We start from the raw sequence: 14557 nt of genomic DNA, 5'->3' as shown, positions 1-14557 counted from the left end.
TCACCTCAGTTGCCCACCTCCGGTTCCGATTTAGAGCCTTCCCAGCCCAAAAGATGCTCATCCAGCGGCACGGGTGGGCGGCGGTTGTTGAGGGTGGACCACCAGAACACCCAGCCCACGATCTGGAAGTTCTGCTCAAACCGTTGCTCGTGTGTCAGGTATTCATCCGGGTGTTCGCCGGCGTTGTGGCTGCGCATGCGCAAACCACCCCCTGGGCGGTTGTAGAGGTATTTGATGCGTAGCATTCCATCGTGTTCGACGGCGTAGATTTCGCCGTCGATGATTTGGGTGCGGCCTTTGTCGATGGCGAGGGTGGCGCCTTGTTGGATGATGTCGATCATGCTGTTGTCGACCATGTACGCGCCCAGCGCGCGGTCGGGGTTGACGTTGAGGGTTTCGAGGGTGTGCAGGGAGACGCGGATGCGTTCGGTTGAGGTGAAGGTGGGGTGGAGGGGGATCTCCACGTCGATTTTTTCCGGGCTGCAGGCGGGGCCTGTGAGGTATTTGCCACTTTCTTCGCGGGTGGGGAGTCCTTTCCTGATGCTCGGGCCTTCCAGCAGGAAGTTGGCCGGTGGGTGTTTGGGGCCTTCGCCGGTGCGTAGCCAACGGCTGGAGATACACAGCAGTTCTGCGATCTCGTTGAGTCGGCCCATGGGTACACCGCGTTTGAACCAGTTGTTCACGTGTTGAGGCGTGACACCACGGTTCTTGGCGAAGTCGGAGGCGGAAAGATGAACTTCCCTTAATAGCGCTTTTAAGCGATCACCTGATGTATTCATAAACGCAGAGTTTACTGGCCGAGAAAACACATCAAATAAACCATGCGTTGAGTTAGGCCTGTAGGTTTTTGCTTAGTTGTAGCTTGTTACTTCGGATTTTAGCGGTGGTTAAACTAAGCTTATAAAGCATTGAACTTGTCGTTTAATTTTTCCCACAAAAAAAGCCCCGAATAATCGGGGCTTTTTCAATTGCCGAGGCAATGAGTAGCGGGTATCAGCCTTTGTAGGCTGCGACCGACTTCATGATTTCGGCGCGGGCGGCGTCTGCGTTGCCCCAACCGTCGATCTTCACCCATTTGCCTTTTTCGAGGTCTTTGTAGTTCTCGAAGAAGTGCTTGATCTGTTCCAGCAGCAGTGGCGGCAGGTCGGTGTATTCCTTCACGTCCACGTACAGCTGGGACAGCTTGTCGTGTGGCACTGCGATCACTTTGGCGTCGCCGCCGCCGTCGTCGGTCATGTTCAGGATGCCGACTGGGCGAGCGCGGATGACCGAGCCTGGGGTAACCGGGTAAGGGGTTACGACCAGCACGTCGAGGGGGTCACCGTCGTCGGCCAGGGTGTTAGGGATAAAACCGTAGTTGGCCGGGTAGAACATCGGGGTGGCCATGAAACGGTCAACGAACAGGCAGTCGCTGTCTTTGTCGATTTCGTATTTGATCGGCGCGTGGTTGGCCGGAATCTCGATGGCGACGTAGATGTCGTTCGGCAGGTCTTTGCCAGCCGGAATCTTGCTGTAGCTCATTGGGCGTTGCCCCCGTAGTTGGCCATATGACATGGCCGGATTGGCCTAAAAGTGGCGGCGATTATAGGCATATTCTGACGGCGATGCCATGCGCCAGACGTCGTACGGTCATTCGCCTTGTGGCTGATAACGCGGGTCGTGCGCTTGCAGTTGGGTCAGGCGGGCCAAGGGATCCTGGCGGTAAAAGCGGCTGAGTTGGGCGTACACCTGTGGATAACGGTTGACGAGTAAATCCGGGGCGCTGAAAAAATATTCGCTGGTGACCGCAAAGAACTCCGCCGGGTTTTCCGCCGCGTAGGGGTCTATCTCCGTCTCGGCGTCGGGGTTGGCGTCCAGTTGGCGATTGAGATCGTCATAAGCGCTCTGCATCACGCTGGCCCATTCCTGCACGCGCATGTCGTGGTGCAGCGGCGGCAGGCCGTTGGCGTCGCCGTTGAGCATGTCGAGCTTGTGGGCCAGTTCGTGGATCACCAGGTTGTAGCCTTCCCACTGACCGCTGGCCAGTACGCCCGGCCAGGCGAGGATCACCGGGCCTTGCTGCCAGGCTTCGCCGCTGTGTTCGCCGTCCCACTCGTGTTCGATGCCGCTGCTGTCGCGATGGCGCTGGGGGCTGAGGAAGTCGTCGGGGTACAGCACGATTTCATGGAAACCCTGGTACCAGTCGAGGTCACCCAGGTTCATCAGCGGCAATTGCGCCTGGGCGGCGAGCAGCAGGCGTTGTTCCTGGTGCAGCTCGACGCCGGGCAGGGCGGTGAGGTGTTTTTCGGCGAGGAACACCACGCAGGCTTCGCGCAGCCACTGGTCCTGCTCGGCGCTGATGCCGTCGAGGAAGGTCAGGTGGTGGCGCACCCGCTGCCAGGTGTCATCGGCAATCGGGTGCTTGGCCAGCAGGCGCCGGCGACGCCAGGCGCTGAGGGACCACATGCCGGGTTACTGCGACTTGGCTTCTGAAGACGTGCGGCCAAAGCGGCTGCGGAACACGCCGATGATCATCGGCACCAGCGACAGCAGGATGATGAACACCACCAGCAGCGAGAGGTTTTTCTTGATAAATGGCACATTGCCGAAGAAGTAGCCCAGGGTCACCAGGCCGCCGACCCAGAGGATGGTGCCCAGCACACTGAAGCCGAAGAAGCGTGGGTAAGGCATTTTTGCGATACCGGCAACGAACGGCGCAAAGGTCCGCAGGATCGGCAGGAAGCGCGCCAGGGTCACGGTTTTGCCGCCGTGCTTGTCGTAGAAATCGTGGGTCTTTTGCAGGTAGTCGCGGCGGAAGATTTTCGAGTTCGGGTTGCTGAACAGGCGTTCTCCCGCCGTTCGCCCGATCACATAATTGGTACTGTCGCCGAGAATCGCCGCCAACATCAACAGCCCGCCCAACAAGACCGGGTCCATGCCGCCGCCCGCAGCGACGGCGCCGGCGATAAACAGCAGCGAATCACCTGGCAGGAACGGCATGACCACCAGGCCGGTTTCGCAAAAGATGACCAGGAACAGAATGGCGTATATCCACGGACCATAGTTGGTTACCAGCATGTCGAGGTACACGTCGAGATGCAGGATAAGGTCGAGCGGGTTGAAATCCATGGATGGCACCTGTGTGAACGGCCCGACTCGGCAGGCCTGTGCGGAAGCTCGGGTAATAAGGCTACACGTGTATGTAGTGTTTCTTACAACCCTGAAAGGTCCGCATTATACGGATTGAGAGGTGAAAAGCGTGTTGGTTTTGTAGCGGGGGATGTCGCAGTACACGGTGCGCTGGGCGCCACATAACCCGCTGTGCGAGGGGCTTGCTACCGATGAGGCCGTGTCAGTTATAAATAGTCTGACTGAAAAGCCGCTATCGGGGGCAGCCCCCTCCCACAGGGTGTCTACGTGTAAGGGAATCAGTCTTCGCTGATCGGCAACGTGTAGTTCTTGAACTCGGTGTCTTCCCGAAACCCGATTGACTCGTACGTCTTTTGCGCCACTTGGTTATTACTGCTGGTCGACACCCGCAGCCGGACCGCATGGGTCTCCTTGGCCATCTTCTTTGCTGTGCGTATCAAATTGTCCGCCACCAGTTGTCGGCGCGCGTCTTCGGCCACATAGATGTCGTTGAGGATCCACACACGTTTAAGCGACAGCGAGGAAAAGCTCGGGTAAAGCTGGCAAAACCCGAGCACGCGTTTGTCATCGTCATCGGCCAGGGCCAGGTAGATCACCGACTCCTTGCGGCGCAGGCGCTTTTCCAGGAAGGCCCGTGACGAATCCGGAAAGGGCAGGGCCCCATAGAACTCGCGGTACTTGACGAACAATGGGGTCAACAGGTCCAGGTGTTCCAGGGTCGCTTGAGTAATCCGCATGCCAGGCCTCAACTTCCAAATGGGGTATGACCACACGAGCGGCCGTGACTTGATGCTGCCTAAAGACGCGAAAAAGCGCAATCGTGCCGGGATCAGTCGGTGGGTGGGCTGAGCAGGAAATTGCCCTTCATCAGGTCCGGGTCGTCGGATTCGATCGTCTGAACCTGGGCCTCGTCCTTCAGGTTGACCCCCGACAGCTGCCGGCGACACGCCTCTCGCATCAAGTACAGCAGGCGATGGGCCGCCATGCCATAGCTCAAGCCTTCCAGGCGTACATTAGAGATGCAGTTGCGATAGGCATCGGTGAGGCCGACCTTGGGGTTGTAGGTGAAATACAGCCCCAAACTGTCCGGCGAACTGAGCCCCGGCCGTTCACCGATGAGGATCACCACCATCCTGGCGCCGAGCAGTTGCCCGATTTCGTCGGCCACCGCCACGCGGCCCTGTTCCACCAGGATCACCGGCGACAAGGACCACCCTTCGGCGTGGGTCTGTTCTTCCATGCGCGTAAGAAACGGCAACGTATGTTTATGCACCGCCAGCGCCGACAAACCATCAGCCACCACGACCGCCAGGTCCATGCCGCCCGGATGCGCAGCCGCGTAATCCCGCAGGCTCTGGGCCGATTCATCACTCAAGCGCCGCCCCAAATCCGGACGTTGCAGGTAGCTATGCCGGTCGGTTGCGGCACTGTGCAGCAACAGGCTGTCACGCCCACGTTCGGCTAACTGACTGCTCAGGCCGGCATGGTCGAAGGGCAGGTGCACCGCGTCCCGCGCCTGGGCGTGGGCGAACTGAAAATCAAGCTGTGCGTTGGTGGGAATGCTGGTGCCGGTGCGGCCCAGCGCAATCCGCGCCGGGGTCAGGCGGCGCAGTTCCAGCCACGGGTTTTCAGGCAGGTCGAGTTGCACAGGCGGCTCCTTCATCCCAATTGCGCCAGGGCGTGGCGAAACGCCGGTGGCAGGCTGTTGCCGAAGCGCACCTTGCCGTCGGCTTGCGTAAAGATGCCCATTTTGGCCAGCCACTGTTCAAACTCCGGCGCCGGCTTTAAACCCAATGTTTGGCGAGCGTACAAGGCGTCGTGGAATGAGGTGGTCTGGTAGTTGAGCATGATGTCGTCGGAGCCGGGGATACCCATGATGAAGTTGATCCCGGCGACACCCAGCAGGGTCAGCAGGGTGTCCATGTCGTCCTGGTCGGCTTCGGCATGGTTGGTGTAGCAGATGTCGCACCCCATGGGCACGCCGAGCAGCTTGCCGCAGAAGTGGTCTTCAAGGCCCGCGCGAATGATCTGCTTGCCGTTGTACAGGTACTCGGGGCCGATAAAACCGACCACGGTATTCACCAGGAACGGCTTGAAATGCCGGGCCACCGCATAGGCGCGGGTTTCGCACGTTTGCTGGTCGACGCCAAAATGCGCGTTGGCCGACAAGGCGCTGCCCTGGCCGGTTTCGAAATACATCAGGTTCTGGCCCAAGGTGCCCCGGTTCAGGCTCAAGCCCGCCTCGTAACCTTCCTGCAGCACGCTCAGACTGATGCCGAAACTGGCATTGGCCGCTTCGGTGCCGGCAATCGACTGGAACACCAGGTCCAGCGGCACGCCGCGGTTGATGGCTTCGATGGAGGTGGTGACGTGGGTCAGCACGCAGGCCTGGGTGGGGATTTCGTAGCGTTGGATGATGGCGTCGAGCATCTCCAGCATGGCGCAGATCGAGGCGATGCTGTCGGTGGCCGGATTGATGCCAATCATGGCGTCGCCGTTACCGTAGAGCAGGCCGTCGAGGATGCTCGCGGCGATGCCCGCCGGCTCGTCGGTCGGGTGGTTGGGTTGCAGGCGGGTCGACAGGCGCCCGCGCAGGCCCATGGTGCCGCGAAACTGAGTGACCACCCGAATCTTCTGCGCTACCAGCACCAGGTCCTGCACGCGCATGATCTTCGACACAGCCGCTGCCATTTCCGGTGTCAGCCCCGGCGCCAATGCGCGTAGGGATTGTTCATCGGCGGCGTCGCTCAGCAGCCAGTCGCGCAGGCCACCGACGGTCAGGTGGCTGACCACGGCGAAAGCCTGCTTGTCATGGGTGTCGATGATCAGCCGGGTGACTTCATCGCTTTCATAGGGGATCAGCGCTTCTTCGAGGAAGTGTTTCAACGGGATATTGGCCAGCGCCATTTGCGCCGCCACCCGCTCACCATCGTTCTGCGCGGCGACGCCGGCGAGAAAGTCCCCGGAACGCGCGGGGCTGGCCTTGGCCATCACGTCCTTGAGGCTGTCGAAGCGGTAGGTCTGTGCACCCACCGCGTGGGAAAAGCTTGCCATACAGTGTCTCCTTGACGACGCGGGCAGGGGAGGAACCCGCGTCGAGGTTTACGGCAGTTAGTGCAAGGCGGCCTCTGCGGCCTGGATCGCGGCGAATTCTTCTTCGGGCGTGCCTGCTACCAAGTGATGCCGGCTGTAGAAAGCAAAGTAAGCAATTAATACTCCATAGATGATTGCGGCGCCAATCACCACCCGTGGATCCACCAAAAAGCCCGCAACGACGGCCACGCAGGCCAGTACCAGGGCGACACCGGACGTGAAGATGCCGCCCGGCGTGCGATAAGGACGGTCCATTTTGGGGCGACGGATGCGTAGCGTGATGTGCGCGGCCATCATCAGCACGTAGGAAATGGTCGCGCCAAACACCGCCACCAGAATCAGCAAATCCCCCTGGCCGGTCAGCGACAGGCCGAAACCGATAATCCCGGGAATCACCAGGGCCAGTACCGGTGCCTTGCTCTTGTTGGTCTGGGACAGTTTGCGCGGCAGGTAGCCGGCACGGGACAAGGCAAAGATCTGCCGTGAATAGGCGTAGATAATCGAGAAAAAGCTGGCGATCAAGCCGGCCAGGCCGACTAGGTTGACGAAGCTGCCCATCCAGGTCGAACCGCCATATGACAGCGCCAGCGCTTCCACCAGCGGGTTACCGGATTTGATCAGCGCGTAGGTGCCCGCGCCGCCCGGTGCGATCACCAGGATCAACAGGGCAAAACTGGTCAGCACTACAATGGCGCCGATCAAGCCCCGGGGCAGGTCGCGCTTGGGATTCTTGGTTTCTTCGGCGGCGAGCGGCACGCCTTCTACGGCAAGGAAAAACCAGATCGCATAGGGGATCGCCGCCCACACGCCGACGTAGCCGAATGGCAGGAAGGTGCTGGCGCCCTTGGCTTCGCTTACCGGGATATCCAGCAAGTTGGCGACATTGAAGTGCGGCACCATCGACACCAGAAACACGCCCAGTGCAATCGCGGCGATGGCGGTGATCACGAACATCAGCTTCAAGGCTTCACCGACGCCGAAGATATGGATGCCGATAAAGATGATGTAGAACGCCAGGTAGATCATCCAGCCGCCGATACCGAATAGCGACTCGCAATAGGCGCCGATAAACACCGCGATGGCGGCGGGGGCGATGGCGTATTCGATCAGGATGGCGGTGCCGGTGAGGAACCCGCCCCAGGGCCCGAAGGCACTGCGGGCAAAACCGTAGCCACCGCCGGCGGTGGGGATCATGGAAGACAGTTCGGCCAGGGAAAAGCACATGCACAGGTACATGGTGGCCATCAGCAATGTGGCGAGGAACATACCGCCCCAGCCACCCTGGGCCAGGCCGAAGTTCCAGCCGGCGTAGTCGCCGGAGATGACGTAGGCAACGCCAAGGCCGACCAGCAGCACCCAGCCGGCGGCACCTTTTTTAAGTTCGCGTTGTTGGAAGTATTGGGAGTCGACTTTTTCGAAGTCGACAGAAGATCCAGTCGGTTCGCTAGGCATGAAGAAGTACCTTTCATTGTTATTGTTTTTAACTCGGCCTCTGTGTGCCGAATGCAATTCGCAAGTACTTGTGGAGAGCAAAGTGTGGGAGAGGGCAAACCCCTCCCACATTTGAGTGCATTTCAACTGTGGGAGGGGAGGGGTTAGTTAGAAGAAGCCCAGCGGATTAATGTCGTAGCTCACCAGCAGGTTCTTGGTCTGCTGGTAGTGATCCAGCATCATCTTGTGTGTCTCACGGCCCACGCCGGACTTCTTGTAACCGCCAAACGCGGCATGCGCCGGGTACAGGTGGTAGCAGTTGGTCCACACGCGGCCAGCTTTGATCGCACGGCCCATGCGGTAGGCGCGGTTGATGTCGCGGGTCCACACGCCGGCGCCCAGGCCGAACTCGGTGTCGTTGGCAATCGCCAGGGCTTCGGCTTCGTCCTTGAAGGTGGTGATGCTCACCACCGGGCCGAAGATTTCCTCCTGGAACACGCGCATTTCATTGGTGCCCTTGAGCAGGGTCGGTTGGATGTAATAGCCGCCGGCCATGTCGCCAGTGAGCTGCTCGACCTTGCCGCCGGTCAGCAGTTGCGCGCCTTCGCCCTTGGCAATTTCCAGGTAGGACAGGATCTTGTCGAACTGCTGCTCGGACGCCTGGGCGCCGACCATGGTGTCGGTGTCCAGCGGGTCGCCGCGTTTGATCTGCTCGACTTTCTTCATCACTACTTTCATGAACTCGTCGTAGATCGACTCTTCCACCAGCGCACGGGATGGGCAGGTGCACACTTCGCCCTGGTTAAAGAACGCCAGCACCAAGCCTTCAGCGGCTTTCTCGATGAACGACGGTTCGGCTTTCATGATGTCGGCGAAGAAGATGTTCGGCGACTTGCCGCCCAGCTCAACAGTGGACGGGATAATGTTCTCGGCCGCCGCGTGCATGATGTGCGAGCCCACCGGCGTGGAGCCGGTGAAGGCGATCTTGGCGATACGCTTGCTGGTGGCCAGGGCTTCGCCGGCTTCGCGGCCGAAACCGTGCACCACGTTCAGCACGCCCGGTGGCAGCAGGTCGCCGATCACTTCCATCAGCACGTTGATGCCCAGCGGCGTTTGCTCGGCGGGCTTGAGTACCACGCAGTTGCCGGCGGCCAGGGCCGGGGCGAGTTTCCAGGCGGCCATCAGCAGCGGGAAGTTCCACGGGATGATCTGGCCGACCACGCCCAGAGGCTCGTGGAAGTGGTAGGACGCGGTGTGTTCGTTGATCTCGGCGCTGGTGCCTTCCTGGGCGCGGATGCAGCCTGCGAAGTAGCGGAAGTGGTCAGCCGCCAGCGGCATGTCGGCGTTGAGGGTTTCACGCACGGCCTTGCCGTTGTCCCAGGTTTCGGTGATGGCCAGCAGTTCGAGGTTCTGTTCGATGCGGTCGGCGATTTTCAGCAGCACCAGCGAGCGGTCCTGGGCCGAGGTCTTGCCCCAGGCGTCAGCGGCAGCGTGGGCGGCGTCCAGCGCCTTGTCGATGTCTTTGGCAGTGGAGCGCGGGAATTCGGCGATAGGCTTGCCGTTGACCGGCGAGGTGTTGGTGAAATAGTTGCCATCGACCGGGGCAACGAATTCGCCACCAATGTAGTTGCCGTACTTGGCCTTGAACGAAACGATCGCGCCTTCAGTACCGGGGTGTGCGTAACGCATGGTGGGTATCTCCTGGCTTTTATGTTTATTGGAGTGCAGCGCGCAAGCGCTTGGTAAAGCGTAGAGCAAAGGTTGGGCCACTGCTTTGCAGGCCAGGGAAATCAAGGGGTTGGGGTTTGTTGCAAAGCGTTGCTGTGACACAGGTGGTACAGGCGCTGTGACAGTTTGTGCCATAAACGGTACACGCCGTGACCGGCGGGTCGGTCCGGGATTGCATTGGCTGGGTGCCTGGGGGATGCTGGTTGCTCTCACGCAGGGAGAATAATAAGAACATGCATAACGATCATTTCAGTCGCCATGCCCAGCAAGTCCTCACCGTGGCGCGCGGGCGCGATCCGTCCAGCGACCCGTCCATCGCCCGTTCCTGGCTGCGCTGTCTGGAGGACTACCATCTCGACCCTGCGCAAACCATCGCCCCTACGGTGCTTGAGCATGGCCGCCTGCTGGAAAGCCGTGAGCGCCTGCAACAGGTGCTGCATATCGCCGGCAGCGAGATGAACAGCCTGCACCAGCAGCTGTCGGGCGCTGGCCATGCGGTGCTGCTGACCGATGCGCGTGGGGTGATCCTCAACTGTGTCACGGCGCCGTCCGAGCGCAAGATTTTCGAACGCGCCGGGTTGTGGCTCGGTGCGGATTGGAGCGAAGCGTGCGAGGGCACCAACGGCATCGGCACCTGCCTGGTGGAACGCCAGTCGTTGACCATTCATCGCGATGAACATTTTCGTGGGCGCCACACTGGACTGACCTGTTCGGCGAGCCCGGTATTCGACCCCCATGGCGACCTGCTGGCGGTGCTGGACGTGTCGTCGGCCCGGGAGGAGGTGTCGCGCCAGAGCCAATTCCACACCATGGCGCTGGTCAACCTGTCGGCGAAGATGATCGAGAGTTGCTACTTCCTGCGTCACTTTGAAAACCATTGGCTGCTGCGCTTTCATCTGCAGGCCGAGTCGGTGGGCCTGTTCAGTGAAGGGCTGCTGGCGTTTGACGGCGAGGGCCGGATTTGTGCCGTCAACCAGAGCGCACTCAACCTGCTGGGTCAGGTTCGGGGCGGCTTGATGGGGCAACCGGTGGAGGCGTTTTTCGAGTGTTCCCTGGACCAACTGCTCGGTCGCGCCAGTGCCAATGCCACCGCCAGTTGGCCATTGCGCACGCGGGATGGCCGGCACTTGTTCGCGGCTTTGCGCGGTCAATCGCGCAGTGTGCCTGTGCCCATCGTCAAGCCTGAGCCCGTGCGCCTGGCCGGTATCTGCCTGGGCGACCCGACACTGCAGAGTGACTTCCGGAAAGCGCTGCGGGTATTCGAGCGTGATGTGCCCTTGCTGATCAACGGCGAAACCGGCTCCGGCAAAGAGGCCTTCGCCAAGGCGGTGCATCACGCCAGCCAGCGCGCCGACAAGGCTTTCGTTGCCCTCAACTGTGCCGCCATCCCGGAAAGTCTGATCGAAAGCGAACTGTTCGGCTATCGCGGCGGCAGCTTTACCGGCGCGCGCAAGGACGGCATGCAGGGCAAGTTGCAACAGGCCGACGGCGGCACGCTGTTCCTCGATGAAATCGGCGATATGCCGTTGGCGCTGCAGACGCGCCTGTTAAGGGTGCTGGAGGACCGCATGGTGGTGCCCATCGGCGGTGAGCCCCAGGCGGTTGATGTCAGAATTATCAGCGCGACTCACCGGAATTTGCTGGAGCGCGTGCAGGACGGAAGTTTTCGGGAAGACTTGTACTACCGGCTCAACGGCCTGGAAGTCGGTTTGCCAGCGTTGCGTGAACGCAGCGATAAGCCTCAGTTGCTGGATTTCCTGCTGGCGCAGGAGGCGAGTGGGCAGAGCGTACAACTCGACCCGGCAGCGCGCTCGGCGCTGCTGACCTACCCCTGGCCGGGCAACGTCCGGCAACTGCGCACGGTGTTGCGTACGCTGGCAGCGCTGTGTGACGACGGGCGGGTCGGTCTTGAGGATTTGCCAGCGTTGATCCGCCAGGCTCGGCCACAGCCGGTCGCCGAGGCCAGGCTTGCAGAGTCGCCCCTGGGGGACGCCGAACGACTCGCCCTGCTCACTGCCCTGGAGCAACAACGCTGGCACATGACCCACACGGCGGAGCAGTTGGGTGTCAGCCGTAACACGCTGTATAGAAAGCTGCGCCGGCACGGCATTGCACGGGCTGCTCCATAGATCGGTCCTACAGCTAAAGAGTGCGATTTTCGCCCCCCTGCGCTAACCTGCCTCGATGTTTACGAGGTCGACTATGCACATTCATATTCTTGGTATCTGCGGCACTTTCATGGGTTCGATGGCGGTTCTGGCCAAAGAGCTGGGCCATCATGTAACGGGCTCCGATGCCAATGTTTACCCGCCCATGAGCACGCAACTGGAGGCTCAGGGCATTGAGTTGACCCAGGGTTACGACCCGGCGCAATTCGACCCGGTGCCGGACCTGGTGGTGATCGGCAATGCCATGTCCCGGGGCAATCCGGCCGTCGAGTACGTACTCAACAAAGGCTTGCCTTACGTGTCCGGCCCGCAATGGCTGGCCGACCATGTGCTCCAAGGTCGCTGGGTCTTGGCCGTTGCCGGCACCCATGGCAAGACCACCACCAGCAGCATGCTGGCCTGGGTGCTGGAGCACGCGGGCATGAGCCCGGGCTTCCTGATCGGCGGCGTGCCACAGAACTTCTCGGTCTCTGCGCGTCTGGGCGATACGCCTTTTTTCGTGATTGAAGCCGACGAATACGACAGCGCCTTTTTCGACAAGCGCTCCAAGTTCGTCCACTACCGTCCGCGCACGGCGATCCTCAACAACCTCGAGTTCGATCACGCCGACATCTTTCCAGACTTGGCGGCTATCGAGCGACAGTTCCACCATTTGGTGCGCACCATTCCCAGCGAAGGTCTGGTCATCCACCCGACCACCGAGCCAGCCTTGCAGCGCGTGATCGAGATGGGCTGCTGGACCCCGGTGCAAACCACCGGGGCGGGCGGGCAATGGCAGGTCAAGTTGCTCAGTGAAGACGGTTCCAGGTTTGAAGTGCTGTTCGAGGGGCAAGCCCAAGGCATTGTCGATTGGGACATGACCGGCCAGCACAACGTTGCCAACGCTCTGGTCACCCTGGCCGCCGCGCGCCATGTGGGCGTGGTGCCGTCCATGGGCATCGCGGCGCTGAGTGCATTCAAGAGTGTGAAGCGGCGCATGGAGAAAGTCGCCGAGGTGAATGGGATTACCATCTACGACGACTTTGCCCACCACCCGACTGCGATTGCTACCACGCTGGACGGCCTGCGCAAGCGTGTCGGTGATGCCCAGGTAATCGCGATTGTCGAGCCGCGCTCCAACTCCATGAAGCTCGGCGCCCACCGCGACGGCCTGCCGGAAAGCGTTAACGATGCCGACCAGGCGGTGTGGTACGCACCGGCCAATCTTGGCTGGGACCTGCCGGCGATTGCGGCGCAGTGCACGGTGCCGTCGAAAGTCTGTGATTCCATCGAGGGCATCATTGAGTTCGTCAAGCACCAGGCCAAGCCTGGCGCCCATGTGGTGGTCATGAGCAACGGCGGCTTCGGCGGCTTGCACGGCAAACTGGCCGAGGCGCTGAAATGAGTGGCCCGGAACGCGTCACCCTGGCGATGACCGGCGCATCCGGCGCGCCGTATGGCTTGCGCCTGCTGGATTGCCTGGTGCGTGAGGATCGTGAGGTGCACTTCCTGATCTCCAAGGCCGCGCAGTTGGTGATGGCCACCGAGACTGATGTCGCGCTGCCACCCAAGGTGCAGATGATGCAAGCCTTTCTCACCGAGTACACCGGTGCGGCGGCGGGGCAGATCAAGGTCTATGGCAAGGAAGACTGGATGTCTCCGGTGGCATCGGGTTCTGGCGCGCCGGCGGCAATGGTGGTGGTGCCGTGCTCCACCGGTACGTTGTCGGCGATTGCCACGGGCGCTTGCAACAACCTGATTGAACGCGCCGCCGACGTGACGCTGAAGGAGCGCCGCCAGTTGATCCTGGTGCCGCGTGAGGCGCCGTACTCGAGCATTCATCTGGAACACATGCTCAAGCTGTCGAACCTGGGGGTGACTATCTTGCCAGCGTCGCCCGGCTTCTATCACCAGCCGCAGACCATCGATGACCTGGTGGATTTCGTGGTGGCACGCATTCTCAACCTGTTGAATATCCCCCAGGACATGCTGCCGCGTTGGGGCGAACACCATTTGAGCAGCGATGAATAAGGCACTGTTGGTGATACTGGCGCTGCAACTGGCCGGCTGCGCCACCGCACGTACCCTGGACGCCGCGCAGCCCGGCGCGCCGGTGGTGTATGCCGGCACGCGGTTGGATTTGTATGCAATGAACGGAGGTTGCTGCGCCAAGGACCGGTTCGGTGCCGAGGCGCCCAGCTATCCCGGCGTCGACCTGCCAGCCAGCGCGTTGCTCGACACGCTGTTATTGCCGCTGTCAGTGTTGACGGTGCTGGGGGTAGGGTTTAACGCGACTGGCGGGCTCTAGCCCGGATTTTAAACGCATCACAAAACCAATGTGGGAGGGGCTTGCCCCCTCCCACATTTTTGCTTTGTGTTCGGCCTTATTTACCGAGCTTGCGCAGTTCGTCCGACTCCACCACCCGCACCCCGTCCTGCTCTTCCAGCGCCAGGCGCCACATGGCCCGGGCCAGTTCGCAGACTTCAATGCCGTGGTATTTCCCCGGAATCAACCGTGACAGCGGCCCGGCCAATTGCTCGGCCAAGCGCGGTTCCAGCCGCTCCCCCAGCAGCAACGAAGGCCGCACGATGGTCAGCTGTGGCCAGTCTTGCGCCTTCAACGCCTGTTCCATTTCGCCTTTGACCCGGTTGTAGAACACCGAGGATTTCGGGTCGGCGCCAATTGCACTGATCACGATCAGGTGCCGCGCGCCCATCTCCCGCGCGCGCTTGGCAAAGGCTACGACCATATCCAGGTCGACGGCACGAAAAGCTTCTTCCGAACCGGCTTTCTTGATGGTGGTGCCCAGGCAGCAGAAAGCAATATCCACCTGGCCGCTCAGTTGCGGCAGAAACACCGCCGGGTCGCCCACCGGGTTTTCCAGGTGCGGGTGCTCGGCCAGCGGTTTGCGGCTGGGTGCAAGTACACGGGTCACGGTGGGTTCGTTGAGCAGGCGATCGAGCAGGTGTTCGCCGGTGAGGCCAGAGGCGCCGGCGAGCAGGATATGCTGAGGTGTCAGGTACATGGT

At 61.1% G+C, this 14557-nt stretch carries 14 protein-coding genes; 4 read left to right on the top strand and 10 right to left on the bottom strand.

The window, feature by feature from the left end:
* Positions 1 to 5 precede the first annotated feature (5 nt).
* From ACHPFG_RS27925 to exaC, 9 genes are all read right to left on the bottom strand, one after another.
* Entirely contained in the window at positions 6 to 779 is a 774-nt protein-coding gene (locus tag ACHPFG_RS27925; RefSeq protein WP_131700077.1) for a LexA family transcriptional regulator, read from the bottom strand.
* Positions 780 to 993: 214 nt separating this feature from the next.
* Positions 994 to 1521: an inorganic diphosphatase gene (gene ppa / locus ACHPFG_RS27920; RefSeq protein ID WP_003176323.1), complete on the bottom strand. Its 528-nt coding sequence runs from the start codon at positions 1519 to 1521 to the stop codon at positions 994 to 996.
* A gap of 108 nt (positions 1522 to 1629) precedes the next feature.
* Positions 1630 to 2445, bottom strand: coding sequence for a zinc-dependent peptidase (locus ACHPFG_RS27915; protein WP_131700078.1), 816 nt, complete (start codon positions 2443 to 2445; stop codon positions 1630 to 1632).
* A 6-nt stretch (positions 2446 to 2451) separates the two neighbouring features.
* Positions 2452 to 3108 (bottom strand): DedA family protein, encoded by a 657-nt coding sequence (locus ACHPFG_RS27910; RefSeq protein ID WP_131700079.1) that lies wholly within the window; start codon positions 3106 to 3108, stop codon positions 2452 to 2454.
* A 299-nt stretch (positions 3109 to 3407) separates the two neighbouring features.
* Positions 3408 to 3866 carry a GNAT family N-acetyltransferase gene (locus tag ACHPFG_RS27905; protein ID WP_131700080.1) on the bottom strand — a complete coding sequence of 153 codons (459 nt, stop codon included), beginning with the start codon at positions 3864 to 3866 and terminating at the stop codon, positions 3408 to 3410.
* A gap of 92 nt (positions 3867 to 3958) precedes the next feature.
* Positions 3959 to 4792: an ethanolamine ammonia-lyase subunit EutC gene (gene eutC / locus ACHPFG_RS27900; RefSeq protein WP_339451674.1), complete on the bottom strand. Its 834-nt coding sequence runs from the start codon at positions 4790 to 4792 to the stop codon at positions 3959 to 3961.
* Positions 4789 to 6183 carry an ethanolamine ammonia-lyase subunit EutB gene (locus ACHPFG_RS27895; protein WP_131700081.1) on the bottom strand — a complete coding sequence of 465 codons (1395 nt, stop codon included), beginning with the start codon at positions 6181 to 6183 and terminating at the stop codon, positions 4789 to 4791. Before ACHPFG_RS27895 ends, eutC begins: the two co-directional genes overlap by 4 nt.
* Before the next feature lie 57 nt (positions 6184 to 6240).
* The gene (gene eat / locus ACHPFG_RS27890) at positions 6241 to 7674 is read right to left on the bottom strand and encodes an ethanolamine permease (protein WP_053138146.1); all 1434 of its coding nucleotides are present in this window, start codon (positions 7672 to 7674) and stop codon (positions 6241 to 6243) included.
* A gap of 147 nt (positions 7675 to 7821) precedes the next feature.
* Positions 7822 to 9342 (bottom strand): acetaldehyde dehydrogenase ExaC, encoded by a 1521-nt coding sequence (gene exaC / locus ACHPFG_RS27885; RefSeq protein ID WP_431701017.1) that lies wholly within the window; start codon positions 9340 to 9342, stop codon positions 7822 to 7824.
* Positions 9343 to 9614: 272 nt separating this feature from the next.
* Here exaC and ACHPFG_RS27880 point away from each other — a divergent pair, with 272 nt between their 5' ends.
* From ACHPFG_RS27880 to ACHPFG_RS27865, 4 genes are all read left to right on the top strand, one after another.
* Positions 9615 to 11510 carry a sigma-54-dependent Fis family transcriptional regulator gene (locus tag ACHPFG_RS27880; RefSeq protein ID WP_431701016.1) on the top strand — a complete coding sequence of 632 codons (1896 nt, stop codon included), beginning with the start codon at positions 9615 to 9617 and terminating at the stop codon, positions 11508 to 11510.
* Between the two features lie 73 nt (positions 11511 to 11583).
* Positions 11584 to 12933 (top strand): UDP-N-acetylmuramate:L-alanyl-gamma-D-glutamyl-meso-diaminopimelate ligase, encoded by a 1350-nt coding sequence (mpl, locus tag ACHPFG_RS27875; RefSeq protein WP_339451672.1) that lies wholly within the window; start codon positions 11584 to 11586, stop codon positions 12931 to 12933.
* Entirely contained in the window at positions 12930 to 13559 is a 630-nt protein-coding gene (ubiX, locus tag ACHPFG_RS27870; RefSeq protein ID WP_131700085.1) for a flavin prenyltransferase UbiX, read from the top strand. The genes mpl and ubiX overlap by 4 nt, the downstream gene beginning before the upstream one ends.
* On the top strand, positions 13552 to 13836 hold the full coding sequence (locus ACHPFG_RS27865; RefSeq protein ID WP_027605223.1) for a YceK/YidQ family lipoprotein: 285 nt from the start codon (positions 13552 to 13554) through the stop codon (positions 13834 to 13836). Before ubiX ends, ACHPFG_RS27865 begins: the two co-directional genes overlap by 8 nt.
* A gap of 76 nt (positions 13837 to 13912) precedes the next feature.
* Here ACHPFG_RS27865 and ACHPFG_RS27860 read toward each other — a convergent pair whose 3' ends face one another.
* Positions 13913 to 14554 (bottom strand): oxidoreductase, encoded by a 642-nt coding sequence (locus ACHPFG_RS27860; RefSeq protein ID WP_027605224.1) that lies wholly within the window; start codon positions 14552 to 14554, stop codon positions 13913 to 13915.
* Between the last annotated feature and the right edge of the window lie 3 nt (positions 14555 to 14557).

The sequence above is a fragment of the Pseudomonas sp. BR20 genome (assembly GCF_050780135.1).
In the GTDB taxonomy this organism is placed as follows: Bacteria; Pseudomonadota; Gammaproteobacteria; order Pseudomonadales; family Pseudomonadaceae; genus Aquipseudomonas.
This window is presented reverse-complemented; position numbering and strand designations above follow the sequence as displayed.

Excerpts from the sequence above, each read along its gene's own strand:
- eat (WP_053138146.1), bottom strand. The coding sequence starts at position 7,674 with ATGCCTAGCGAACCGACTGGATCTTCTGTCGACTTCGAAAAAGTCGAC.
- ACHPFG_RS27925 (WP_131700077.1), bottom strand. The coding sequence starts at position 779 with ATGAATACATCAGGTGATCGCTTAAAAGCGCTATTAAGGGAAGTTCAT.
- ACHPFG_RS27895 (WP_131700081.1), bottom strand. The coding sequence starts at position 6,183 with ATGGCAAGCTTTTCCCACGCGGTGGGTGCACAGACCTACCGCTTCGAC.
- ACHPFG_RS27880 (WP_431701016.1), top strand. The coding sequence starts at position 9,615 with ATGCATAACGATCATTTCAGTCGCCATGCCCAGCAAGTCCTCACCGTG.
- ACHPFG_RS27915 (WP_131700078.1), bottom strand. The coding sequence starts at position 2,445 with ATGTGGTCCCTCAGCGCCTGGCGTCGCCGGCGCCTGCTGGCCAAGCAC.
- ACHPFG_RS27905 (WP_131700080.1), bottom strand. The coding sequence starts at position 3,866 with ATGCGGATTACTCAAGCGACCCTGGAACACCTGGACCTGTTGACCCCA.
- ppa (WP_003176323.1), bottom strand. The coding sequence starts at position 1,521 with ATGAGCTACAGCAAGATTCCGGCTGGCAAAGACCTGCCGAACGACATC.
- ACHPFG_RS27860 (WP_027605224.1), bottom strand. The coding sequence starts at position 14,554 with ATGTACCTGACACCTCAGCATATCCTGCTCGCCGGCGCCTCTGGCCTC.
- ubiX (WP_131700085.1), top strand. The coding sequence starts at position 12,930 with ATGAGTGGCCCGGAACGCGTCACCCTGGCGATGACCGGCGCATCCGGC.
- ACHPFG_RS27865 (WP_027605223.1), top strand. The coding sequence starts at position 13,552 with ATGAATAAGGCACTGTTGGTGATACTGGCGCTGCAACTGGCCGGCTGC.
- ACHPFG_RS27910 (WP_131700079.1), bottom strand. The coding sequence starts at position 3,108 with ATGGATTTCAACCCGCTCGACCTTATCCTGCATCTCGACGTGTACCTC.
- mpl (WP_339451672.1), top strand. The coding sequence starts at position 11,584 with ATGCACATTCATATTCTTGGTATCTGCGGCACTTTCATGGGTTCGATG.
- eutC (WP_339451674.1), bottom strand. The coding sequence starts at position 4,792 with ATGAAGGAGCCGCCTGTGCAACTCGACCTGCCTGAAAACCCGTGGCTG.
- exaC (WP_431701017.1), bottom strand. The coding sequence starts at position 9,342 with ATGCGTTACGCACACCCCGGTACTGAAGGCGCGATCGTTTCGTTCAAG.